The organism is Streptomyces sp. NPDC020801 (assembly GCF_044334385.1).
Classification (GTDB): domain Bacteria; phylum Actinomycetota; class Actinomycetes; order Streptomycetales; family Streptomycetaceae; genus Streptomyces.
Genome location: NZ_JBIRST010000010.1, coordinates 231249 through 255666 on the forward strand (window position 1 = coordinate 231249; position 24418 = coordinate 255666).

General features: G+C 66.9%; 14 protein-coding genes and 3 pseudogenes. 9 read left to right on the forward strand and 8 right to left on the reverse strand.

Features of this window, described 5'->3' with window-relative positions; all coding sequences use genetic code 11:
• Positions 1–1243: 1243 nt before the first annotated feature.
• A complete protein-coding gene (locus ACH4UM_RS22380; RefSeq protein ID WP_398181931.1) occupies positions 1244–1486 on the reverse strand; it encodes a transposase in 243 nt (80 codons plus the stop codon).
• Positions 1487–1636: 150 nt separating this feature from the next.
• Between ACH4UM_RS22380 and ACH4UM_RS22385 the strand changes: the two are divergent.
• Positions 1637–2375, forward strand: a pseudogene (locus ACH4UM_RS22385) (transposase family protein).
• A gap of 147 nt (positions 2376–2522) precedes the next feature.
• On the opposite strand, the gene ACH4UM_RS22390 reads toward ACH4UM_RS22385, so the two are convergent.
• Positions 2523–4046: a serine/threonine-protein kinase gene (locus ACH4UM_RS22390; RefSeq protein ID WP_398181934.1), complete on the reverse strand. Its 1524-nt coding sequence runs from the start codon at positions 4044–4046 to the stop codon at positions 2523–2525.
• A 470-nt stretch (positions 4047–4516) separates the two neighbouring features.
• Positions 4517–5291 (reverse strand): annotated as a pseudogene (locus ACH4UM_RS22395) (transposase); the annotation flags it as partial.
• Between the two features lie 1090 nt (positions 5292–6381).
• On the opposite strand from ACH4UM_RS22395, the gene ACH4UM_RS22400 reads away from it, so the two are divergent.
• From ACH4UM_RS22400 to ACH4UM_RS22420, 5 genes are all read left to right on the forward strand, one after another.
• Complete coding sequence (locus ACH4UM_RS22400) at positions 6382–7167, forward strand: MHYT domain-containing protein (RefSeq protein ID WP_398181936.1); 786 nt, start codon at positions 6382–6384, stop codon at positions 7165–7167.
• 262 nt (positions 7168–7429) lie between these two features.
• Complete coding sequence (locus tag ACH4UM_RS22405) at positions 7430–9778, forward strand: nitrate- and nitrite sensing domain-containing protein (protein ID WP_398181939.1); 2349 nt, start codon at positions 7430–7432, stop codon at positions 9776–9778.
• Positions 9775–10209: a roadblock/LC7 domain-containing protein gene (locus ACH4UM_RS22410; RefSeq protein ID WP_398181942.1), complete on the forward strand. Its 435-nt coding sequence runs from the start codon at positions 9775–9777 to the stop codon at positions 10207–10209. The genes ACH4UM_RS22405 and ACH4UM_RS22410 overlap by 4 nt, the downstream gene beginning before the upstream one ends.
• Positions 10206–10577 carry a DUF742 domain-containing protein gene (locus ACH4UM_RS22415; protein ID WP_398181945.1) on the forward strand — a complete coding sequence of 124 codons (372 nt, stop codon included), beginning with the start codon at positions 10206–10208 and terminating at the stop codon, positions 10575–10577. Before ACH4UM_RS22410 ends, ACH4UM_RS22415 begins: the two co-directional genes overlap by 4 nt.
• Positions 10558–11160 (forward strand): GTP-binding protein, encoded by a 603-nt coding sequence (locus ACH4UM_RS22420; protein WP_398181948.1) that lies wholly within the window; start codon positions 10558–10560, stop codon positions 11158–11160. The genes ACH4UM_RS22415 and ACH4UM_RS22420 overlap by 20 nt, the downstream gene beginning before the upstream one ends.
• Before the next feature lie 105 nt (positions 11161–11265).
• Here ACH4UM_RS22420 and ACH4UM_RS22425 read toward each other — a convergent pair whose 3' ends face one another.
• Both ACH4UM_RS22425 and ACH4UM_RS22430 read right to left on the reverse strand, forming a co-directional pair.
• On the reverse strand, positions 11266–13710 hold the full coding sequence (locus ACH4UM_RS22425) for an ATP-binding protein (RefSeq protein ID WP_398181950.1): 2445 nt from the start codon (positions 13708–13710) through the stop codon (positions 11266–11268).
• 1 nt (position 13711) lies between these two features.
• Positions 13712–14599, reverse strand: coding sequence for a LysR family transcriptional regulator (locus ACH4UM_RS22430; RefSeq protein WP_398181953.1), 888 nt, complete (start codon positions 14597–14599; stop codon positions 13712–13714).
• Between the two features lie 912 nt (positions 14600–15511).
• Between ACH4UM_RS22430 and ACH4UM_RS22435 the strand changes: the two are divergent.
• From ACH4UM_RS22435 to ACH4UM_RS22445, 3 genes and pseudogenes are all read left to right on the forward strand, one after another.
• A pseudogene (locus ACH4UM_RS22435) lies at positions 15512–15713 on the forward strand (hypothetical protein); the annotation flags it as partial.
• Between the two features lie 937 nt (positions 15714–16650).
• Positions 16651–19503, forward strand: coding sequence for an AAA family ATPase (locus ACH4UM_RS22440; RefSeq protein WP_398181956.1), 2853 nt, complete (start codon positions 16651–16653; stop codon positions 19501–19503).
• Between the two features lie 179 nt (positions 19504–19682).
• Positions 19683–20888, forward strand: a complete 1206-nt coding sequence (locus ACH4UM_RS22445) for an RICIN domain-containing protein (RefSeq protein WP_398181959.1) — start codon at positions 19683–19685, stop codon at positions 20886–20888.
• A 71-nt stretch (positions 20889–20959) separates the two neighbouring features.
• On the opposite strand, the gene ACH4UM_RS22450 is transcribed toward ACH4UM_RS22445, so the two are convergent.
• Genes ACH4UM_RS22450 through ACH4UM_RS22460 form a run of 3 tightly spaced genes read right to left on the reverse strand, consistent with a single transcriptional unit; the run spans position 20960 to position 24077 of the window.
• Positions 20960–21349 (reverse strand): DUF742 domain-containing protein, encoded by a 390-nt coding sequence (locus ACH4UM_RS22450; RefSeq protein ID WP_398181960.1) that lies wholly within the window; start codon positions 21347–21349, stop codon positions 20960–20962.
• Between the two features lie 17 nt (positions 21350–21366).
• Positions 21367–21792 carry a roadblock/LC7 domain-containing protein gene (locus ACH4UM_RS22455; RefSeq protein WP_398182120.1) on the reverse strand — a complete coding sequence of 142 codons (426 nt, stop codon included), beginning with the start codon at positions 21790–21792 and terminating at the stop codon, positions 21367–21369.
• A gap of 2 nt (positions 21793–21794) precedes the next feature.
• Positions 21795–24077, reverse strand: coding sequence for a nitrate- and nitrite sensing domain-containing protein (locus ACH4UM_RS22460; protein WP_398181963.1), 2283 nt, complete (start codon positions 24075–24077; stop codon positions 21795–21797).
• Between the last annotated feature and the right edge of the window lie 341 nt (positions 24078–24418).

Genomic DNA, 24418 nt, shown 5'->3' on the forward strand with positions numbered 1-24418 from the left:
CCCGCAGCAAGACGCTCCGCCAAAGCCCGAATCACCGGACTCGACTTCCCAGAGACGAAGAAACCATCACCCGGAAAAGCCTGGTACACACCCTGCTGAGTGCCCTTGCCAGATCCTTGCTCCGGCGTGGTCCGGACGGGAGAGGTCCGGGTTGTCGCGGTCGGCGCCGCCGTGGGCGAGCTCGCGTGTGTGTGGTGCGGCGTTGCGCCTGAGGATGAGGACTCGCCACAGGTGGGGAGGGGGCTCTCGATCCCGCTCGGCTTGCTGTTGGCCATGGCTGATGTCTCCGAGACGACAAACGCAGCTGTGAGAGCCCCGGTAGCCGTTGCTGCCGTAACCCACTTACGCGTTCGGCCCACTCGAATTTTGCGATGCATGCCCATGCTCTGGATTTCCTGATCCTTGGTGACTGGTCTTCGGTGAAACTGTTCTCGTCGAGGCCAGCAGACATTCCTGAGAGCTGCCGTCGCCCATCGAGGTGATCGCACGGCGAGGACAAACCACTGCAGCGCAATCACAATAGTCGCCGAACAGAACAACACTGATTACCGCACCCACGAGGATGCTGATCGTGCGGCGGACGGTTCGCAGAAATTGACGCGCGCGACAGGCGGTAACTGATTTCATGACGTCTCACTCACTCCAGGACGATCTGCCAGCCGGCACAGCGCACATCACCGATCGCACCATGACACGTCCGAGTCCCCAGAAAGACAAAGCCAATCCACTGCCTCTCTGGTATTGCGGCTGAACGCGCAGGTCGCTGCATCCGGGAATTCCATGAACAATACGATCATGGACACCCTTGGGATGTGCCGCCGCACTGAGGATCGAGATCAGCCCCTGCGACGGAATCTGTCGACTGGAGCACTATCTTGTCCAGCCGCCCCGGCGTCGGACAGCGTAAAAATACGTGTCTTGGTACTTGCCCTCGGAGGCCGCTCAAGGCGGTTACGTCTGCTGAACAGTGCGTGATCCGGATCGCGCGTCTCTGCCGTGTCCGCAGCTCATGGGCGCGCCCACCGGATTGGGTCCGTCATCGGACGATAGGCATGCGAGGACATGGGTGCGGCCAATTCCGCGGTGAACCACAAAGACTTCGGGTGAGCGGTCGGGCGCTCATCACCGGGCCGTCCACGGAACGGTTTGCCAGCCTACCTGCCACGGCCACCTTTGGTCACCCCACGGACGTGGTTCATGGCAGGTGCTGTGACAGCCGGGGAATCTTGCTCCCGCACATGGCTCAGCCGCCCGGGGCTTGGCTGGTCCCTGGGCGCGGGCCGTTGGTCGCGGCCGATGCGGTGCCCTGTCCGTGGGCGAGGATGTCGGGACCGACACAGTGGCGTTGCTCGGTCCATTCGTCGGAATGCTCGGCGAGCACAGCGAAGACCTGACGCAGGACAGTGTCGCGACAAGGGAAGACACCGACGAAGTCGGTGCGGCGGCGGATCCGACCTGGACCGGGACGGAGCAAGGGCTTGACCAAAGTGGAACTGGCGGTGCCCGGATTGTCGTTGACGGAGCCTTTTCAGCGTGGCCACTGATCGGGTGATGGGGTCAGGGCGCGCAACGCACGAGGCTCCTGTGCCGTTGGGTGAGTTGTTCGAAGTCTCAACCCAAAGGCACAGAAGCCGCGTTGGTTCCCCACCCTGCCGCACTCGACCTGTCTCATGCACTGGTCGCGTGGGTCACGATGCTCATCGTCACCCGCAAGGGTGACCGCCGTTGCAAGCTCCCGCCGCACCGGCATGCCCTGGTCGGCCTGGTGTATCTGCGCCGGCACGACACCCCGCGCAGATCGCCGCAGGCTTCGGCATCGCCGTCGGCACCGCCCACGCCTACGTCGCAGACGTCATTGACCTGCTCGCCAACCGCGCGCCCGGCCTGCTGCACGTCCTGCGCGAGGCCGACCCCGAGCACGTTCTGCCCGACGGCACCCTGACGGAGTGCGACCGAGTCGGCGACAGCCGGGCCGACTACTCCCACAAACACCTCCGACACGGCGTGCACGTGCGGCTCGTGACCGATCCGCATGGCCGACTGCTGTGGATCTCACCCGCACTGCCCGGCCGTGCACACCACCTGACCGCAGCCCGGATCCTCCGGATCTGCGAGCGTCAGGGCGTTCCGGTCCTCGCCGACCGCGCATACACGGGAGCCGGCCCGTGGGTGACGACACCCCTCAGACGCCCACCGGGCCGTGGCCTCACGCCCACCCAACGAACCATCAACCGCGCACTGACCGCCGCACGGGCACCGGTCGAGCGCGGCGTCGCACGACTGAAGTCCTGGCGGTCTTCCGCAAAGCCCGAGGCAGCCCGAATCGAATGCCGTCAATCTCCGCAGCCGTCCTCACCTTGGAGCGGCAACGCTGAAAGAGCTCACGGTGTCGGACTGGGCGCGGACGTGCCTCACAGATGGCCTGACGAACATCATGCGGATGTTCGAGGCGACCGTCTCGGCTGCTCCCCTGCTGATCAGGCCGCCGTAGCGGAGTTCCACCAGCCCAGTTGTCCGGCCGATTACGGGTTCAACCGCAACCCATCGACGGCGGTGTCGAAGACCGAGCGGTCCCTCCTCCACAGAACGGCCGGCGCGGAGAAGTAGAGCACGCACCGCTTTCGGTGCCGGTCGACGAAGGCGAGCTCGATCGCGTGGAACTCCCGAGCCCGTGCAAGGAAGGTGAACTCCCAATAGCCGGCCGGCTGGCCCCGGAACACTGCATCATTCATACGCACACGCCGATATCTCAGGTTGTGCCTGCGTGTTTGAGCCTCCTCCCGATCACGCCAGGGCTGCATCGGGTCCGCGCCGGCGAACGGGGTCACCCGGATCCACAGGTGCACCAGGCCAGTGGGGTCTGAGTAGGAGATTCCCCCACCAGGCAGTGCCATGCGGGTCCATCCATCAGACACAGGAAGCGACAAACCACCGCTTTCCTTGACCGCGTGGTGGCTCTTCGAGAGCGAGGCCGAAGAAGGAGGGGGCTGCGATATTCCGGCACTGGGCGCTGCGCCGACGGCCGAGTGGGCCCCGTCGACGTAATTCGTGTCTTCGCTGGCCGGCGAGAACGCCACGCGGGCTGCCATCGCGACCGCCAGGATCAGTAGCTTTGTCCTGCGCCCTGCGGTCCGGCGCCTACGCGTTCCAGCCGCAGTGACCTGGAGGGGAACCACCGCAGGTGGGTCCTTCCAGGCAGCACGCACGACCGGCGCCGGGTGCACGCTGTCGGCAATGGCATCCAGTCGGCGCCGTATCTCCTCGACGCCGATCCGCAGCCCTGGTTCCTTGACAAGCAGGTCCTCGATCACCGGGGCCATGACACCCGCGTTGCGCGGCGGCTCGTAGGAATCCGTGGCAATGATGTCGAGCAACTCCATCGGAGCAGTGCTCGAGAACGGCTGCCGACCCTCCACCATCTGGTAAAGGACCACCCCAAGAGACCACAGGTCTGATGCAGGGACCGACACCCCATTCCCCCCCTTGACACGCTCTGGTGCAAGGTAGTTGATGGTTCCCAGCAACTCGTCGGCCACGGCCGGCGATTCCGTGCCGGAGGCGGTGGCGATTCCAAAATCGGTGAGCACGACTCGGCCATCAAACCCGAGCAGAACGTTTGCTGGCTTGACATCCCGATGCACAACCCCAACAGCGTGTGCGGCGCCGAGCGCGGCGACGATGCTCCGTACGATCCGCGTGGCCTCTCCGACTGGTAGTCGGCCACGCTGCTTAAGGACATCGGCAAGCGTTACCGAGGCCACGTACTCCATGATGATGCACGGCAACCCCTCGTCGTCGACGACATCATATACCGCGACGACGTGAGGATTTACGACCCGGGCAACGCTGTGGGCTTCGTGACGTGCACGTTCATGCAGCTCTTCGATCGCCCTATCACTTAACTGCGGGGGTATGTGCAGCTTTTTGACGGCAACGTGACGACCCAGCAGGTCGTCCACCGCTCGCCAGACACTTCCCATGCCACCGGCGCCCAGAGGCTCCACCAGGCGGTACCGGCCAGCAATTGCCTTCTCCTGTTCGGGCACTGCGAACCCCCCTTCGTTGGCCTGAAGAGGAGACTAAAGGCTGCCCTCTTCCATCGATGCCTTTATGCTTTGCTGGCATAGCTGCACTTGAGTAGCTGTTCTGCGTCAACGCGACTGCATTCTGTGATGCTTGATGACTTACGGTTCATGCCGATGGTGAACCGGGCATCGATGGTGAGCCGCCCCGGCCCGCTGCTTGCGATCGGGGCAATTCAACACTCAAGTGGCTGAACGCCACGGCGTTGGTCACGACAGGGCGCAAAACCGCAGACGTAAAGTATGAGAACAGGGACACTCGTGAACTAATCTCGAACTTTCGTGAACGGTCCGCCGACGGAATCGGTGGGCCATCAGGCGTTCTTCAGCTGAGCGTGGGCAGACCAGCACCCCGGGTGTCGCCTCGGGTGGGCGCCGGGTTCCACTGCTCCGGGCCGGTCGTGCTGTCGTCGGGACGGTGCATCTGCTGGTCGGCCGGGATCCGGTAGTTGGGCGATCCGCTGGAGGGCGCCGGTGGTGTGGCGGGTCCAGGGCCAGTGGGGGCCAGGCGGAGGATCCGTCGGCGGCCGGTGGTGACGAGCTCTGGCCCGCCGCGGTGAACAGGCTGAGCCGCAGGCGTCGGGGCTCCCAGAGCCTGGCCTTGCCGGTCAGCGCGAGCATCGGCATCCAGGCCAGCAGGTCCAGAGCGATCTGGACGATCTCCAGCCAGATGCGGTTCTGGGCGGTGTGCTTCAGGGGCAGGTTCCGCAGGCCGGTGGACCGGGCGGCCCGGATCCGGTCCTCCGCACGGGCCCGCAGCCGGTGATGGAGCTCGAGTTCGGCGGTCGGCTGACCGGTGGTGTTGGTGGCGAAGCAGGTGAGCCGCATACCGTCCGCGTCGGTCAGCCTGAACTGAGCCCCGGAAAGCGGCCCTTCCTTCCGCACGATCAGCCACATCTGCTTCGGCCGCCCGGCGAGGATGTTGCCGGTGAGTTCGGCGACCCAGGCCCCCTCGCGGATCTCGCCGTCCGCCTCGACCACCGGGGTCCAGGCCGATGCGGGGACTTTCAGTACATGCTGGTGGATCGCTTCGCTGATCACCATGCCGACGGAGCAGGAGAGCCAGCGTCCGCGCTGGGCGAGCCAGGCGACGAAGTCGTGGGTGCGGCCCGCGGGTCCGGTGCGGATCAGGGTCTGCCGCCCGCGCCGGTACTTCTTCGGTAGTTGAGCCAGGGCCAGGCGGGTGGCGGTGATGTGGTCGGCTGCGGTCGGCAGGCGGTCTCGCAGGCCGGTGCGGTCCTGCTTCAGAGTTCCGTTGTTTCGGGCTACCGAGGTCGTTTGGTGATGCGGTGAGGCCTGCACATCCGGGTGGCGCAATCCAGAACCATGGGAATTGATTCCCAAAAACCCTTGCTCTCCCGAACAAGGTGTCCAGGGCCGGGCGCGCCGCGACCGGGGCGCCGGGCGAGCGGTCAGCGCCTTGGTTGTGTTCTCCACCGCCTGGTAGTTGGCTTGCTTGCCCAGCACGCCGGCGTCCTGGAGAGCATCCGCACGCGGACTGTCTGACGAACTCGTGCGTGCTGTACCCGTTGCCGGCCGGAAGCCGCCAGACCGTCTTCCGGGTCGAGTTGTGCCGCCCCTCCAGCATCAGGCCCTACAGACAGCCGTCCTCCCCCGGGCCGCTGACCAGAACCGTGATCGCGAAGACCTGGGGCAGCTGTGGAACGCGGCCCCCACCCGACGCGACAGCCGGCACACCGCAGCCCTCCCCGGCCAGCTCAGCAAGTCCGGTTGAACTGACGGGCGTCGCAAGCGGCCGAGGCTGACACAGCACGGTCCGCTGCCCCTGCAGTCCCCGCCACTCCAGCTATGACGAAACGGAATCCACCAGCTCTGGCCCACGGCAGCCACCCGGAATAGATTGCGCTTCCCGAGGCGTCACCTGGCCCGTCGCAGCACGCAACCACATGAGTCGATGCACGAGGACAGGCCGTGCAGCATGCCCTCTACATGTATCGATACGGAGGAAATATCCAATGGTGGTTCCGTCGCTCGGCAACACCGCGCCACCACACCCTGCGGGAGGCCGTTGCAATTCCGGCGGAAACTGTTGGCCCACGTACCGAACCAACAAGGACCTCGGCAACGTCCACTTGCCGCGTACGTCGCGGCGCACTTGCCGTTCCCGGAATCTCTCCGCCTGCTGCACCCGCCGTTTTCTCGTGATCCCGAAGCGATCGTTCACGCCATACATTGCGAGGCACTTAGCTGGTACATCACGCCTCAGCTCCTGACGTCATCGATCCGCGATTCCGCACTTCGCTTCCTCGCACTCGAGGAGAGCGGCAGAAGGGCATAAATGAGCGAGATGCTGCAGGTCTCCAGCGGAGGGCTGACACCTGCACTGTTTTCCTGTGCGATGGCTTGCATCGGAGGCGCACTTGGACTGCGATGCATCATCCGGGCGCGCGATGCGACCGGGGCCTCACGGCTCAACTGGCTACTCACCGCCGCGACGTCCATCGGCTCCGGCATCTGGATATCGTCCCTCATCGCAGTGCTCGGCGTCACAGTCAAAGGCACGGAGATCAGATACGACGTGCCGCTGACCCTGCTGAGCCTGTTGGTCACGATGGTCGTCGTCGGGCTGGGTCTCCTCATGGTCGGCTACATACGGTCACGAACGCACGCCCTGATCCTCGGGGGCCTCGGCACAGGGCTCGGCGTCGTGACGATGCATCTCCTCGGGACGGCCGCGCTCCGTTTGCACGGGGTCATGGTCCGCGATCCGCTGATGGCCGTCGTCTCGGCTCTGATCGCCGTCGTTGGCTCTGTGGCGGCATTGTGGGTCACCGTCTCCACACGTGGAAGGCGGGGCGCGGTAGCGGGCCCGCTGGTGATGGGCCTGGCGATCAGCGGCATGAACCAGGCAGCCATTGCTGCGACGCGAATCAATCTCAAGCCGCAGAGGGCTCCGTTGCCCGGAGCAAGCGATGTCGGGTTCGTCTTCCCGCTCGTCGTCGTGGCGGGTTGTACCCTCCTCGTCCTCTGCGCGTTCGTCGCCCTGTCACCGACGGCGGTCGAACTGGCGGAGTCGGAGCTCGTCGATCAGCTGGACGGCCCTCTTCTTCCCCTTGGTGACTGACTTCGAGCCCCGACCCGTACGACGGCCCGGCTCGCACCCGGACATGGCCGCTCCCTTGATGTGCCTGTCGCCCTTTCGCATCTACATCCCGATTGAGGAAGTCATGGTCGTACGCCAGACGCCGGCTCCCCAGGAGCCACGAGAGCAGGGGCAACTGCCCGGTGTTCCACCGGCCCCTGCGCCGAACCCGGCGCACGGGCAGTTGCCGCAGGGGCGTTCCCTCCGGCCGACGCGGCCCCGGGCCGCATCGGTGCGAGCCAGAATGACCGCGCTGCTCGTCCCACCTGTGGTGTCCCTGATGGTGCTGGTGGCCCTTGCAGCGGTCACCACCGCGGAGGACCTCGCGGAGACAGCACGCGTCAGACACGTCGAGGGCGCCCTGCTTCAACCGGCGCGGACATTCGTGACCTCCGTGCAAGCTGAACGCAGTGCGGCGGTCAGCTACCTGACGGACCCCACCGACCGCCACAGGAGCAACCTCGGCATGCAGGCGGCACGCACCGAGGCAGCAATCGGCGTGCTGCGCAATGAAGTCGACGCAAGCAGCTCGGATGCCGCAACGGTGGGGAGCGAGCTGCCCGATCGCATTGACCTGCTGCTGCAGGACGCGGAGGGCCTGCCGAAACTGCGTGAGGCAGTCGCCGCAGGCACCGACACCCTGGATGTGGTCTTCACGACCTACAGCAAGGCGATCCAGCACTGCTTCGAGCTCGACCGCGCGCTTTCCGAACTCCAGCACAGAGACAACTCCGAGGCCTCATTCGCACTTCTCCAGGTCTCACAGGCCAAGGAAACAATTGCTCAGGAGAACGATCTGGCGGGTGCCGCCCAGGCCTCCGGGCAGATGAGGAAGAGCCAGCACAATACATTCCTGAGCGCCGCGGACGCACGCGCGGTTCTGTTCGGTATGGAACTGGAGGCTGGAGACCTGCCCCCTCGGGCCGGAGTGCTCTATCGCACGATGTTGGCCAGCCCGTCCTATCAGACGGTGCGGTCACTGGAATCAGCTGTGGAGCGGGCGGGTGCCGGTGCTGGGGCGGCCCGTGCGGTGTCCGCTGTGGCGTGGAACAAACCAGCTCAATCCATGCTTCTTCAACTTGACAAGACAGAACAGGCAATCCCTCTTCCCTCGCCGGACAGTGGGAACAACATCGGCTTCGATCTGCTGGGCGGCTCTGGTGCCGCGATCATCGTGGGCCTGGCAGGTGTGCTGTTCTCGATGCTTGCCGCCGTGCAGATCGGGCGCACACTCATCGTGGACCTGGTCGGTCTGCGCAACGCCGCCCTGCACCTGGCCCGCCACGAGCTCCCCCGGAGCCTGGAACGGGTGGACGGGGGAGAAGAGGTCGACATCGATGTTGAGGCCACTCCCCTGCAGCCGCACGAGGACGACACGCTGGGACAGGTGCGTGCAGCACTCAGAGTGGTCCACCGGGTCGTACTCGTGGGTGCCGTCGAGCGGGCGAAGCTCAGGGCAACCGTGGAACGCGCCGCTGTTCTCAGCGGTATCTCCAGCGTCTATGTGAACCTGGCGCGCAGAAGTCAGGTGCTGCTCCACCGCCAGCTGTCACTCCTGGACGAGATGGAGCGGAGATCGGACAATCCTGCAGAACTCGAGGATCTGTTCCGCCTGGACCACCTCACCAGTCGCATGCGCCGTCAGGCGGAAAGTCTGGTCATTCTGTCGGGTGCGCCGCCCGCGAGGGGCTGGCGCAATCCGGTGCCGGTCATGGATGTGGTGCGGGCCGCTGTCTCCGAGGTGGAGGACTATCCGCGCGTCGACGTTCTCGGAATCCCCGAAGCCCATATGGCAGGCCCGGCAATCGCGGACATCACCCATCTGCTGGCCGAACTGGTCGAGAATGCCGTGGTCTTCTCGCCCCCGCACACCAAGGTGATCGTCCGTGGCGAACAGGTGGGCAGCGGAGTGGTCCTGGAGGTCGAGGACCGAGGGCTCGGTATGGGCCCGGACGCCATGGCCGAGGCCAATGGCCGGATCTGCCAAGCGGAGGTGGATCTCCAGGAGACCCAGCAGCTCGGCTTGTTCGTCGTCAACCGTCTCTCACACCGCCAGAACGTCTCGGTCACGCTCCAGCGCTCCTCCTACGGAGGCGTGCTGGCGGTTGTGCTGATCCCCGACAGGCTGCTGGCACCGCCGCCACCCCAAGCGACGGCACCCCCGGCCGAGCGCCACGAGTCACCCTCTCCAACCGCGCACCTGCACCAGGTCACACCACTGCACCGGCGGGGGCATGCCGTACCACGTCCGGCCTCGCTCCAAGCCGGGAAACCGCATCGATCCTCCCCGGAGACACCGTCCCTTCCTGGCACGGATGACGAGCCCCCCAGCGCGTCTCCCGCTCAGGATCCCTCCGGCCTACCGCGTCGTGTGCGGCAGGCGAGCCTTGCGCCTCAGCTCCGCGATGCCCCTCAACACACCCGGCAGCAGAACCCGACCGGGACGTCGGCGCACCCGCATCCCGTTTCGTGGCGCTCTCCGGAGGAAGCGCAAGCTCTCATGAATCGTCTGCGGGCCGGCTGGCAACGCGGTCAGGAAGCATCTGCGGCATCAACGAACACTGAGAAGCCATCGCAAGGAGAAAGATCATGAACTCCCACACGAACGGCATCGGTGAGCTCAACTGGCTCCTGGACGACTTGGCCTCCCGTGTGACACAGATCCGGCACGCGGTGGTGCTGTCGGACGACGGCCTGGTGGTTGGCGTCTCCCAAGATGTGTCCCGCGCGGACGCCGAAGTGTTTGCCGCCATATCCTCGGGATTCCACAGCCTCGCCAAGGGTGCCGGCCGCCATTTCAGTGCCGGAGGTGTGATCCAGAGCATGGTTGAACTGGAGGGTGGCCTGCTTTTCGTGGTGGCAGCGGGCGCGGGTTCCTGCCTCGCGGTCTTCAGCGACACGGGAGCAGATGTGGGCCTGGTGGCCTATGAAATGGCGGCGCTGGTGAAGCGAGTCGGTGAGCACCTGTCCACGCCCTCGCGCGCCGTGGATACAAACGCGCCGAGCAGAGTGACCCCCGCATGACCGATTCTCCGCAGTGGTATGACGACGAAGCAGGCCCCATCGTACGTCTGTACGCAATCACCGCGGGCCGTGCTCGTCCGGCCGGCGAGACATTCGACCTGATGACGGTCGTCTACGGCAGCACAACACCACTGGACGGCCAGACGCTGACACCCGAGCAGTCTTCAATTCTTCGTCTTTGCCGGGAAGGACCGCAGCCGGTCGCGGATATCGCAGCCGAATGCGACCTGCCGGTGAGCGTGATACGGGTCCTGTTGAGCGATCTACTCCGTTTCGGTTGTATCCGAGTCAGCCCCCCTGTCCCCCCCGCCGAGCTCCCAGACGTGCGTATTCTCAGGGAAGTGATCAATGGACTCCGCGCACTGTGACGACACGCCGATCGAATTGCTGACGCTCAAGATCCTTGTAGCCGGAGGTTTCGGGGCGGGCAAGACCACCCTCGTCGGCGCGGTCAGCGAGATCCGCCCTTTGCGTACCGAGGAAAGGCTCAGCGAACTGAGTAGCCCCACAGACGACCTCAAGGGGGTCGAGACCAAGACCACGACAACTGTCGCCATGGACTTCGGCAAGATCACCATCCGAGACGGTCTCGCGGTCTACCTGTTCGGCACCCCGGGTCAGGACAGGTTCTGGTTCCTGTGGGACGACCTGTCTCAAGGAGCTCTGGGAGCACTGGTTCTCGCTGATACCCGCCGCCTTGCAGACAGTTTCCCGGCCGTCGATTTCTTCGAGCGCAGAAGAATCCCGTTCGTTGTTGCAGTCAACTGCTTCGAGGGAGCCAAGCACTACACTCCGCAGGACGTCGGACGAGCACTCGATCTGACGGCGGGCACGCCTGTCGTGCTCTGCGACGCCCGCGAACGTGAATCCTGCAAGAACGCCCTCATCACGTTGATCGAGCGTGTCAGTTGCGTACTCACCAAGTCCAGGGAGCGACGGCTGACGAGTTGAGGTGATCCGAATCGCGGGAGCACCCTCCGTTCGTCGGCCGCCGCAGGGCTCTGCGGCGGCCGGCGGCCGGCGAATGTCGGGGCAGCAGCCGGTGGCGCTCCAGAGTCAGGCATCGTCCTGCTGCGCGACCCAGGTGGCGATCCTGCTGCGGGAGCTGATGCCCAGCTTGGCCAGAATGCGCTGCACATGGCCGTCGACGGTCCGTGGAGAGATGAGCAGCCGGGCGGCGATCTCCCTGTTCGACAGCCCCAGTGCGACAAGTTTCGCCACCTGCTGCTCACGTGCGGTGAGCGGCCCGCTAGCCCGTTTCCGCGCGTTCGGCCCCGTTCCTCGCCCGGTCGCACTGCGCTCGGGCGAGGACTCGGCCGCGAGGGCGTAGCTGATACCGGATCCCATGTCGAACCGCTCGCCGCGTGCTGTCGCGTCCAGGTAGGCGGCATCGCCGAGCGCCAGGCGGGCCCTGGTCTCGAACCGGTCGTTCATGAAGGCGGCCGCCGCCTCCTGCACTCCTACGAGGTTCCAGGTCCTGTGACAGATACCCAGGATCACTGCTCCGCGCTCGTGCTCCTCCGCGCTGATGGCCGCCCAGGCCACCAGCAGCAGTGCGAGACTGATCATGGGTGCGTCGTTGAGGTCACGCGCGATGGCCAGGGCCTTGCGTGCCCGCCGCTCGTCGTCGGCGGCATCTGCCCTGCCGGCCATCACGGCCCCCAGGAGTGCGCGGCATCGGATCGATTCGGCACCGGTCCTCTCGGCGAGTCGGCGGAGCTCTGCCACCATGGTCGCCGCCCGGTCGCGCTCGTCCGCCAGCGCCAGCGCGCAGCCCGCCACGGCGGCAGCCTGGAAGTGGTCGGGGTGCCGCGCGTACTGCGGGCAGGCCAGTGCCTGCTCCGCCAGCGCCACGGCTTCCCGCAGCAGTCCACGGTTCAGGGCTGCCAGGGCACGGGCGGCGTCGGCTGCGGCACTCAGGAACGGGTCACCCAGCTGGCCGGCCAGCGCCTGGCACTCGCCAAGTGCGCTGACCGCCGCCTCCCTGTCGGCCTGCATACCTGCAAGGAGCCCCAGCACCCTCAGGGCCCTCGCCCGTGCCGGGGTGGGCGCCTGCTCGCAGTCCAGGAACCGCTCCAGCCACATGCGTCCCTCTGTCAGATGACCGCAGGAGAACCAGTAGAAGTGCAGGGACGCCGCCATCGCCAGTCCGGCCTGCCCCTCGCCCGGAGTGTCGAGACAGAACCGCAAGGCGGCGCGCAGGTCGTCCTGCGCGGCGCGCATCCGGTTGCTCCACCTCATCTGGTCGGGCCCGTACCAGGCGGCCTCCATCTGCTCCGCGAGCCCCATGAACCAGTCTCTGTGCCGCCATGCCACCGTGTCGCGTTCGTTCAGGCCGGTCAGTCTGTCCCGTCCGTACCGGGCGACGGTTTCCAGCATGCGGAACCGTACGTGTCCGGCATGCTCCTCGCGCACCAGTACCGACTTGTCCACCAGCCCGGTGACGGCCTCCAGGACCTGGCCGGCCGGCAGGCCGTCCCCGCCGCACACCCCCTCCACCGCCTCGAGGCCGAAGCGGCCCGAGAAGACCGAGGCCCTGGCCCACAGCAACCGCTCGGCCGGGGAACACATGTCGTGGCTCCAGTCCATCGCCGCCCGCAACGTGCGGTGATGGTGCGGGGCGTTCCGGTCGACGTTTACGAGCAGCCCTGTCCAGTCGTCCAGCCGTTCGAGGATCTGCCGCGGGGACAGGACCCTGGTCCGCACCGCGGCCAGTTCGATGGCCAAGGGCAGCCCGTCCAGGCGTCGGCACAGCTGGGCGACCGTGGGCCAGTTCTCGTCCGTGAGCCGGAATCCGCCCACCGCTCTGCCGCGTTCGGCGAACAGCTCCAGCCCTGGGTACCCCGCGGCAGCCGCCTCCGCCGTCAAACGGCCCTCGGTCTCGGGGCCTGGAACGGGCAGCGCCTCGACGTCGTACACGTGCTCCCCGCTGACGCCGAGGAGGCGGCGGCTGGTCGCCAGTATCCGTACCTGGTCAGCGGCCCTCAGCAGGGCGTGGGCCAATCCCGCGCAAGGGGCCACCAGACGGTCGCAGTCGTCCAGAACCAGCAGCACCTGCCGGTGGGCCAGAAAGCCGGTGACGGCCTTGACCGGGTCCTCCCGGGACTGCGCCACCTCGATGCCCAGGGCCTCTGCGACCGAGTAGGCAACGAGGGAGTCGTCCGTCAGCGGCGCCAGGTCCACGAAGGCGGCACCGCCTGCGTAGGCTTTGCGTATATGACTGGCCACCCGGAGTGCCAACCGGGACTTCCCCACGCCCCCGGGCCCCGTCAGCGTGACCAGTCGTGCCATCGAGAGCGCGTTCCTGATATCGGCCACCTCATTCCGGCGGCCGACGAAACCCGTCAGTTCTGCGGGAAGGCCGATCCCGGACACTCTGACCTGCTGAGATGCGCCCACAAACGACGATATGCAGACTGCTCGACACCCGTCAACCGGGACCTCCCGCCCCTGGGGCCAGCCGGCTACCAGCACGAGTGCGGTGCCGTAGCAGCGGGGCACCTCACCAACGGGATGCCCGCATGATCATGAGCATGAGCAGTTCAGCCGCGGACAGCGACCGGTGGCGGCCATATGCGACGACCACACGACGGGGCTCGGGGCTCGGCCGGACGTCCAGCAGGCAGAAACGTCCCTCCCGCAGCTCCTGGGCCACGACGTACCGGGACATCAGCGAGACACCGAGGCTCACCCGCACCGCCTGCTTGATCGTCTCTGTGCCCCAGGCCTCGATGTGCGGTGCCGAGTCCAGTCTCCACCGGCGGAGCATCTCCAAGGTCTGCGCATGGGTGTCGGACCCTGGTTCCCGGAGCAGGAACGTCTCCGATGCCAGTTCGGCGGCTTCGAGCGGTCGCCCGGCCAGCGGATGATCGGCTCGCGCCACCAGCACCAGAGGGTCCGGCACGAGATCTTCCGTGACGAAATCCCCCTCGGGAGATACACCGCTGGCCACGGCGATGCCGATCTCCCCCCTCGTGAGCTTCGCGGCGAGGTCCGCAGCGTGACCGACCACGAGCACGCAGTCCTGCGCGGGGAAGCGTTGCCGGAACTGGTGGACGAGGGACGGCAGCACGTATGTCCCCAGTGAGGGGGTTCCCCCGACCACGAGCCGTGGCTGCTGCACGTGTGTCGCCTGCTGCACGGCGCCCACGGCTTGATCGGCCAGGGCCAGGATCTCCCGCGCCTGCGCGAGCAGCACCTCACCGGCCGGTGTCGCACGAGCAACGGGTCCGGTCCGGTCCACCAGCGTGGCCCGGACGGACGCCTCCAGCCTCCTTATTTGCTTGGAAACCGTCGACTGGCTCATGAAGAGCTCCTGCGCGGCCGCCGAGAAACCGCCGCGGTCGATGACCCGAGTGAAGATCACCAACTGGTCGAGGTTCAGTGTCATCAGAGCACTCCGCGGCGGCCCCGCGTTGGGGCGATGGGACGGACAAGGGGCAGACTGGCAGCAGTCTTTTCGCGATCTTGTGGCCGTTCAGGATGCAGGGTCGCGGAACATCCGGACAGAGCGGAACTACCTGCTCCGGTACCTGTTCGGCCTACCTGCGCGCGGATAACTGCGGCTGCGCCGAGGGACGGCCCCGACCGAGCAGCAGCGTGCGGGGAGGACACCCGCGCCGACCGTCCAGCCGGCAGACGGAGTGAGGCGGTGCGGCGAATAGAACACCTGGTGTCACTCGAACCCGCATGGCTCCCCATGGAAGAGAACAAATAAACTGGCCGCCGGGCGTCCCGTGCCCTTGAGTAGAGAGCCGTCCGGAGCTGATTTTCCGGACGGCTCGACGCCGTCTTCACGCCCCTTGGGGGAGCAGAATCTGCAGGGCTTTCCGACGGGTGCAGGCAGGTTATCGCCACGCGCATTCGATGTGGCCGAATTCGCGCCGTCATGACGATCCGTCATAGCCTGCCTCCGTCGCTGAGCGCAGGCATGGTCGAATTGTCGGCGGGCCGTTCGCCGAGTTGTCCGTCGAAGGGGCCCCGGTCCGGCCAGCACGGCCCAGTCGCCCTCCGGAACGACGCCTCGCAGAATACGGACCGGTCAGTAACCAGCTTCGGCTACCCACGAGCCATTCCGAATAGAGATCGCGCCCGGTGGCCACCTACCGGATCATTGGAAATCCATTGCGGCCCCGCATGACCTACGGCAGCGTGTGGCCGACTCCGAGCAGAATGCCCACGGCCGCGTGAACGACCTGCGTCCCGGGCTCATGCCACTGGAAATGCCAACCGCCGAACGGCGGTCGGCAGTCTCACCGGCGGGTCAGCCGAGCTTGCTCAGCAGGCATTGGGGCGAGCGGGAATGAACAGAACCGGCCACGGCCACCGCCACGGACGGCATTCGACCAGCGGATTGCGCGCCGACGTACTGGGCGCAGCCGACGCGGTCGTCATGGCGGTGGCCGGGAGCGCTCCGGCGTACACGCCGGCGGCCACCACCGCGGTGCTGCTCGAACACGGCCGGAACCGCGAGCCCCGCCGTCCTCCCGGCACCGGCGTCGCCGTGTTGCTGCTCATGGCCGGTCTCTTGGTCAAAGGCACGCGGATCACCGCCCGGGTGCGGCGGCTGATGACCGGCGTGGAGGTCTGTCTCCTCCTGGTCGTGGGGGTCATGGTCTTCGGGCGACGCCCGACTTGCCCTCGCCTGCCAGGACCTTCACCTGGGGCGCCGGCAAGGGACACGGGACGCGCTGCGCGACAGCGGACACGACGGGGACCGGAGTACCTTCCGAGTACGGCTACTCGCCCAGGTCGCGGCGACCACCCGCAGCGTCGAATCCTGGCAGACAGCCCAGCCCAGCAGCGCAGACGCCCTCGTCCTGCGGGCCGACACAGAAGTCGTGCCTCCACTCACTTCGGCAATCCCGAAACCCTGTACGCCACATGGCGGGACCGGCTCCTGGATCCGGCCGCCGGGTAGCTGATGGGCTCGGACACCACGCATGGGGGGCAACGTGGTGCCCGAGCCGTGGACTCGCGCACCGCTCATCGTGGGGAACCTGGTGCCCGAGCCATGCCATCAACCCTAGGGCGGCCGGTCCAAAGCCACACAGCGGAGAAATACCCGCATCCATGCCTGCATCACCCGGCGTTCGGCGCCGTGGTCGCCGCGCAGTCCGGTATCAAGGTTCCCATGTGGTCCGATGCCCCCTGTTCGCATCGTGGACGGCACGTCCGGGGCCGCCCGGCCATCGGCCGGTCTGACTCCTCCTGTCCGACGCGTAGCGACGGGAAGGGCGGTCTGTGGAATTCGTCGCTCGGCGCCATGTGTCTGCGGGGCTCCTGGCACAGAGGCCGAGTACCGGGGAGCGGACCGGACCGGACCGGCGTGCGCCGACTCTGTGACCAAGGGGCGGCCAGATGTGTGCAACGACGGTCCGGTTGCTGATGGTGGCTTTTCGGCTCACCGGATGCCAGGCCGGTGTGACGGGGGATGACAGGATGGCGAAGACCGGGGACCGGCTGGTGGGTCGCGAGGCCGAGACGCAGGTGCTGGCCGAGTTGGCTGCGACTGCGGCGGCCGGATCGGGGAGAGTGGCGATCGTGACCGGTGAGCCGGGTCTGGGCAAGACGGCCCTTCTCGGCTTGGCAGCGGCCATCGCGGAGCGGCGAGGGATGCGGGTGCTCTGCGGAGCGGCGCAGGACTCCGAGCGCCAGTGGCCGTTTGCCTTGATCTCTGCCTGTCTTTTGGGCGTGGACGGCGACCCAACCGACGCGGCGCGGGCCCGTGCCGCCGACGTGCTGCGTGGCGAGGCGCGGTACGGGATCCCGGGCTCGGCATCGGTGGCAGACCACGCCGGCGTCGACGCGGTGCTCGACCTGGTCGAGAGCATGTGCGCACAGGGGCCTGTGACCCTGTTGCTCGATGACCTCCAGTGGGCGGATCCGGCAAGCCTGCAGGTACTGCACCGGCTGCTGCTGTCAGGCCGCCAGCTGCCCTTGCTGATGGTGGCGGCGTGCCGTCCGGTGCCCAGGGTCGTGGAAGTGGAACAGCTCTTGCGGACGCTCGCCGCCGGCACCGTCACACCGCTGGAACTGCAGCCGCTGAACGCCTCGGCGGTCTCGGCACTACTGGCGGACCGGTGCGGGGGCGAGCCCGGTCCACGGCTGCTCCGTGTGGCCGAAGGGGCGGCCGGAAACCCGTTCTACCTCACGGAGCTGGCGGCTGCCCTCCGCCGGGAGGGAGCGATCGAGGTGCGGTGCGGCGTCGCGGAGATCCTGGTCGATGGCGCGCTGCCGTCCCTTCCCGCGTTGACGGCTCATCGGCTGGCGTATCTGCACGATGAGGTGCTGCACGCCCTCCGTGTCGCTTCCGTACTCGGGGCCGACTGCACCGTCACCGGACTCGCGGCGGTCCTGGACCAGCCGACGCACGAACTGCTGGTCGTCCTGGCCAAGGCAGAAGCGGCCGGTGTTCTCCAGGACGACGGCGACAGGCTCGTCTTCTGTCACGACCTCGTGCGGCGCTCGCTGTACGACTCCGTGCCGGGTTCGACCAGGGGCATGCTGCACCTGAAGGCGGCGCAGGCCCTGGCGGAGGTCGGCGCCGCGCCCGAGCAAGTGGCCGGGCACCTTCTCCGCGCCGCGCCGGCGAGCGGAAAGTTCCTGACCACGTGGCTCGTGCGGTCCGGGACCAAACTGACGACGCGGGCACCGGAACTCGCTCTCGGCCTGTTCCAAAGAGCCCTCACGCTCGGCGACCCCGATGATCCCCTCCGCGATCAGCTGCACCTGCACCACGCGCGTGCACAGTTGAGCCGGGGCTACGTTTACGCAGCGGAGGAAAGTGCTCGGTCGGCTCTCGCAAGTCTACACGATCACGGTCTGGAGCCGCCGTTGCGCTGGATCCTCGTGCAGGCCACGTTCGCCACAGGCCGGCCCGACCGCGCGCTCAAAGAGGCCCGGGCGGCATGCGTGAGTCGCCACGTGCCGCCAGTGGAAACCGTGCGGTTCCAGGCGTTCAGCTCCCTGTGCCTGCTCGCCTCGGGCGACCTCACCCAGGCAGGAAGGACGGCCGCGGCGGCGCGGCGCCGGGCCGACGAACTCGGCGACAGTCCCGCCCTCGCCTATGCGCTGCAGACCCTTGCGACCAAGCGCTTCCTCGAAACACCGGACGCAGAAGCCCTGGAGCTCGCGCAACAGGCCACCAGCCTCGCGCCCGAGACCATGCTTCCCGCGCAATGGATCGGGCTGCACCTCGCCATGGCCAACTGTTATGCGGAACTCGACCGTCGCCAGGAGGCGCTGCACAGGCTGGGCACGGTCCGTGAAGCCGTGTCGCGCGCGGGCGGGATCTTCCTCCCGTGGTACCACCTCTCCTGTGCCCTCCTGGCGTTCAACGCAGGTGACTGGGAGGACGCTCTGGCAGAGGTCGAGTCGGGGCTCGAGTCGGACGAAGCCTTTGGAATGAACCGGGCGCTGCGCGCCGTGGCGGCTCTCATCGCAGTCCATCGGGGTCAGGAGGCTGTTGCCGAGGCGCATTTGGCCGCCTCGGCCTGGGCTTCGGACATGGGGACGTTCGCCCGCTTCTACGAGTACCTGCCGCTGTACGCGGGCGCTCTTCTCGACGAGGCGCGCCGCAATCCCCAGGGCGCGTACAAACGGCTCGCGCTCGCGTTCGACCGCGGTACCGGCCATCTGACCGGGCGACTGATCCTGGGCTTCCTGACACCCGATCTCGTCCGACTCGCCCTGGCCGTGAACGACACCGCCCATGCGAGGCGGTACTCCGACATCGCCCAGGCGAGGGGGGAGATCAGTGGCGCTCCGTACCACCTCGGTGACGCGCACCGGTGCCGAGGACTGCTGCTGCAGGATCCGGATCTACTTCTCGACGCTGCGCGCTGTTATCACCAGGCACCGCGACCGCTGGACGAGGCACACGCGTACACGGACGCCGCGGAACTGCTGGCGCGGAACGGGCGGCCGGCCGAAGCCCGTGCCGCTCTCGGCGAGGCGTTGGCAATCCATGCCCGCCTGAGGGCCGACGGGGACGCCGCTCGCGCCACCAGTCGGCTGCGTGCCCTTGGCGTAGGTCGCGGTGGGCGCGCAACCCGGAACGGGGCTCGTCGCGGATGGAACGCACTCACCAGCACGGAGCGCCTCATCGCCGATCACGTCGCCGAAGGCCATTCCAACCCCGAGACCGCGGCGCACTTGGGTATTTCACCCCGCACGGTGAGCACACACGTGTCCAACATCCTCAGAAAAATGGGTATGACCTCACGCGTCGAGCTCGCAGCGGAGGTGGTCCGCCGGCGGGAGTCGAGGAGGCAACCGCCGTCCCCTGATTGACGATGCCCCGCCGCGCCATCAACACAAGGGAATTCGTACGTCAGTTGACGGATGTTCGCTCCCTCACTGAAAAGTAGGTTCGTCCTGCGGAACAGCACTGCATTCCGTTCGCACCTGAACCAGAGGGGGTACAACTCTTGATCACTGATTCGCCCGCCAGCAAGACGGGGCCGTGCATCATGGCCGCGCTTCTCACCCTGGCCTTGGGAACGCTCGGCGTCGCGGTGTCACCGCTCATGGCGGGAATCGCGCACGCGGACTCCCTGTCCGACATCCGGGGAGTGGACATCCGGTCCTTCCTGACACGGGACACGGCGGGCTGGCCGGCCCTGGACTTGAAGAGCGACTTCCCGAACGGCCGCACCGAGACGGTCCTGCGGATACACCCCGCAGAGGACTCCTGGACGTTCGTCCCCAACCCGAACGGCAGCGGCAGCTTCCAGATCCGAAACGACACCACCAATAACTGCCTCGACTACAACACAGACGACGACAACGTCGGTTACGGTCAGTCGGGGTACTGCGACGCGAAGAACCCGAAGCAAAACTGGTATGTCCAGCCGTCGGACACCAAGGACAACACCTACGGCTACAAGACATGGATCCTGCGCAACGTCAACAGCAACAAGTGTCTGGACGACTATTTCGGCAATACAGCCGAATCCACCTCGGTGGGCCTCCACGACTGCGGAACCGACCATCCCAACCAGACGTGGAGTATCAGAAAGACCGACCCGGTAGATGTCAACAGCGACACGCAGACCCATCACAACCAGGACGCCGTTGACGGGCAGCTCGATGACCTGGCCATGCAATACGCACTCACGCAGTACGACCAGGGGCTCGGCGGCATCAGATCAGCATCGTACGTGGTGGATCAAGACCACAGCGACAGCGCTGCCCCTGGCACCTACACGAACGTGACGCCTGAAAGCGGAACGGTGTCGAACGACACAACACTCCCCGCAGACCAGTCGGTGAGCTGGAGCCATACGACCGGGACCACCGTCACGATCAGCAACTCCGTCATGGTCACGCTTGGAGTGGATCTCAAGGTGGGAGGACCTGTCGAGACCACGGTCAGGACTTCCGTGGCGTACACGTTCACACACTCGCGAGCCGATTCGGTGTCCGACACCCAGACCGGTACCGCCACGCTCCACATCAAGCCCGGTGAGCACGGCTGGATCCTGCGCGCCCAGCTGTCCAAGAGGGTGACGGGGACATGGACGGTCGTCAGTGACCTCGGGACCTCGTGGACCGGCCCCGGAAGCGCCACGACCCCCGTCGCGGAGGGCACGGACAACCAGCACAGCAACATCGTCCTGTGCACGTCCGACAGTACGGCCGAGATCTGCAAGGACACCGACCCGCTTGGGGCGTGACGCCTCCCCGTTGCTGTCGGCCTGTCGGCTCCGACAGGCCGACAGCCATGTGTGATCGCACGGGCTCGCGGTCACAATCGTGCAAGGCCCTCCCTCACTCTGCGCAGCAGTGCGGGCCCAGGGCCCTCCTCAGCACCGTCCGGCGGATGAGCGGTCACCAGTCCTTCGTCCAGCATGTCGGACAACATGACGGTGGCCACCGAGACCGGCAGGTCCAGGCGGGCGGCGACCTCGGCGACCGCCTTGGGCGTGGTGCACATCAGCAGGATCTCCCGTTGCTCCGGGGAGAGAGGGCGCGGGGAGTGGGGTGCGGGAGCATCCACTGTGGTGACGAGGGTGATGAGGGTGAAGACATCCCGTGTCGGCCGGGTGCGGCCGCCGACCAGGGTGAAGGGGCGAACCAGGCGGCAGACGGCGTGGCGTGGTGTCGCATCGCCCGGCTGAGCGATGTGTGGGTTCATGTCTCGCAACGTCACGGTCAGGTTCGGGAGGCGCGTTCGTCACGCTCAGGTGCGCTGAGCTGATTGCCGATCTTCCTGACGAGCATGTTCATCTCGAAAACCACGGCGCCTACGTCTGCTTGGGCGGAGGCGAGCACGGCGAGGTGCGCGCCGGTCCCCGCAGAGGTGAGGAGGACGAAACCTTCCCGCATCTCGATCAGTGTCTGCAGCACCTGCTCGCCGCCGAACTCGGCGCAGAGGCCGCCGGCCAGGCTCACGAGTCCCGATGCCGTGGCCGCGAGGCGTTCCGCGGCGGCGCGCTCCACGGACGTGGACCGGCTGACGACCAGACCGTCCTCGGACACGACGACGGCGTGGCGCACGTGCGCCATTCGCTCGACCAGACTTGTCAGCAGAAGCTCGAGCGCGGTGTCGTTCCCGGTGGCGTTTTCAGGACGAGAGATCATCAGGATTCCTTCGGGGGGAGCGATGTGTTGCGAGGGTGCTGGCCACCCAAGTCGCGTGCGTGCGTCGTTCCGCGCTGGAACGCCGACATCGTCCTGGCCAGACGTTCGGCGGTCACCGGCGAGCCCGGAGACCGGTCCGGCCCTCCGGGAGCGGTGGCTCCGGACCTCACCTCCTTGATCGGACTCTTCTGGGGGACGCGCCGCGGCAGCCGGCGGGAAGGCGAGGCGGAGGAATGGTGCGGCTCCACCTTCGTAAGAGGCCCCTGGGCCGAAAGCGGCGGGGGACTCTCGGAGTCGTCGGCGGCGTCTTGGCCGGCGCCTCCGAGTTCCTCCAGCGGCGGGGCACCGACCACCAGTGCCGCCGGGACAAGCACGATGGCGGACATACCACCGAACGGGGACGGCCGCAGTGTCGTCCTGATGCCGTGTTTGGCCGCCAGTCTGGCGACCACGAACAGGCCCACACGAGCGTCCTCAGCGAGGGCGAAGACGTCGAAGAGAGGTGGTTGGGTGAGCTTCCTGTTCGCCTCGGCGTAGGCGTCATCGCTCATGCCGAAGCCGCGGTCCTCGATCTCGATGACGAGCCCCCTGCTGACCAGCGCCACCTCGATCGAAACAGGGAAGACCGGAGGCGAGAAGGTCGCGGCGTTGTCGACGAGTTCGGTCACCAGACGGATGATGTCGGCGACCACGTGCGGGGCGAACTGGAGTGTGTAGTCGGCATGGAGGATGACGCGCTGATAGTCGGCGACGTCTCCCACCGCGCTCCGCAGCACGTCCACGATGGACACCGGCTCGGTAAAACGCCGCCCCGGATGGGCTCCGGTCATGATCACCAGATTCTCCTGGTAGCGGCGCATCTGACTGGCATGCGAGTCCAGTTCGTACAGATCCTTGAGGACGTCGGGCTCCTCGTGCTTGCGCTCCAGCGTGTCCAGCAGGGTCAGTTGGCGGTTGACCAGGTTCTGCGTTCGGCGGGCCACACCCACGATGGCGTTCTCCAGCCCGTGACGCATATCAGCCAGGGCGACGACACTGCGGACGGCGGTCAGCTGCGCCGAGTTGAACGCCTTGACGACCTGCCCCAGCTCGTCGTCGCCGTAGTCGAGTTCAGGGGCCTCCTTCGCGACGTCGACCGTCTCGTTCCGGTTCAACCGGTCGACCAGGGTGGGGAGTCGGCCCACGGCCAGCTCCAGGGTGGCCCGCCGCAGGCCCGCCATTCTCCGGAGCAGCGACCGGGAAAGACGCCATGACAGCAGGGACACGACGACGACCGCGACGAGCCCCCCCGCGCCGACGGTAATGGCCTCCCGCATCAGCTGGTTGCCCCGGGCCGTCTGGCGCGCAAGAAGGATCTGACCGCTTTTCTGGGTGAACTGTTCGAGATCGTCGGTCACCTGCCAGAGCGCGTTTGACCACGCAGCTGCCCACGCCGGTGGGTCTGCGGCCCTGACCGGCCGGGACCCGGTACGGTCGGCCGCCGGCTGCTGGCTGAGTACCGCGTTCTCGATGGAGACCATCCTCTTCCAGGCGGCGCTGCCGGTCACCTTCTCGAACAGCATCCGGCTTTCCCCGGAGAGCCGGGCGGACAGGGACGTCAGCAGAAACCGCTGCGTGCCCACAGCCATGGCGAACTGGGTCTGCGCCGAAGCCGTGAGCCGGCCGGTGGCCACGGCCGGGGCGAGCACGGTGTTGGCCTGCTGGATCTGTTCCGCCGCGTTCACGAGCAGGCCCAGCGGTTCCGCCGCCACCACCAGGGAGCCGTCGTCCACTTGGACACTGACCGCCGTCACCACCTCGACTTCGAGGTCGATGAGCTGGGTGAACTCGCCGACGGCCCATTCATCACTGACGGACCGCGAGTCCGTACCGGCACGCAGCGCCTGGAGGGGGAACTGCCGGAGCGCGTCAGCAAGTGGCTGGAAGCTGGTTCTCGCGCGTGCGGGGGCATTCTTCAGCGCTTCCGACAGTCCGCTCATGGTGCGCAGGGCGGCATCAGTCTTCAGCCGCTGTTTGTCCAGGGCCGCGTGCGTGGAGGTCGGGTCGGCGAGCCAGACCGCGGTGAGGGCGCGTTCCCGTTGCAGGTTGTAGAACATCCCGATGGCCGGCGACTCGAGCAGCCGACCGGCCTTGGAGCCGTTGCGGAGATCGAGTCCCTCCTGCAGCACCCGGCTGGTGGTCGCACCCCAGAAGCCGGCCAGTGCAATGCAGGGAACCAGGGCCAGAGTCAGGAGAGTGGAGCGGATCGATCTGTGCCGGGCGTTGCCATGTGTTCGTGACAATCGCATCCTGGGGAACCGCGGCGGTCTCCGATGTGAGGCAGACCCCCGTGAGGTCCCTCTCGTCGCCGTTCTCTCAGGCATGTATGTCGCTCCTCGCCGTCGCGGCTGCTCCGGGTGCGCCCCTGTGCCCTGGACCTTGCTGCGGTGACATCGGCACTCCCCCACCGCCCGCACTAGCCGGACGTGTCCCGTCTTTCAGGTGGCACACCGTAGACGCACAGAGATGCGTGTCGCGCCGTGTTCTGCGTGCGATGCAAATGCGTCATGGCCCTTCGGCTGTTGCGATTCAGCGAAGAGCTCCTCGCACGTGTGTCGTCTGCCATGCCCGTCCGGCTTCGGAA

What these genes read in the sequence shown, in the direction of transcription:
- ACH4UM_RS22400 (WP_398181936.1), top strand. Translation starts at nt 6,382, where the DNA reads ATGAGCGAGATGCTGCAGGTCTCCAGCGGAGGGCTGACACCTGCACTG.
- ACH4UM_RS22405 (WP_398181939.1), top strand. Translation starts at nt 7,430, where the DNA reads ATGACCGCGCTGCTCGTCCCACCTGTGGTGTCCCTGATGGTGCTGGTG.
- ACH4UM_RS22410 (WP_398181942.1), top strand. Translation starts at nt 9,775, where the DNA reads ATGAACTCCCACACGAACGGCATCGGTGAGCTCAACTGGCTCCTGGAC.
- ACH4UM_RS22415 (WP_398181945.1), top strand. Translation starts at nt 10,206, where the DNA reads ATGACCGATTCTCCGCAGTGGTATGACGACGAAGCAGGCCCCATCGTA.
- ACH4UM_RS22420 (WP_398181948.1), top strand. Translation starts at nt 10,558, where the DNA reads ATGGACTCCGCGCACTGTGACGACACGCCGATCGAATTGCTGACGCTC.
- ACH4UM_RS22430 (WP_398181953.1), bottom strand. Translation starts at nt 14,599, where the DNA reads ATGACACTGAACCTCGACCAGTTGGTGATCTTCACTCGGGTCATCGAC.
- ACH4UM_RS22440 (WP_398181956.1), top strand. Translation starts at nt 16,651, where the DNA reads ATGGCGAAGACCGGGGACCGGCTGGTGGGTCGCGAGGCCGAGACGCAG.
- ACH4UM_RS22445 (WP_398181959.1), top strand. Translation starts at nt 19,683, where the DNA reads ATGGCCGCGCTTCTCACCCTGGCCTTGGGAACGCTCGGCGTCGCGGTG.
- ACH4UM_RS22450 (WP_398181960.1), bottom strand. Translation starts at nt 21,349, where the DNA reads ATGAACCCACACATCGCTCAGCCGGGCGATGCGACACCACGCCACGCC.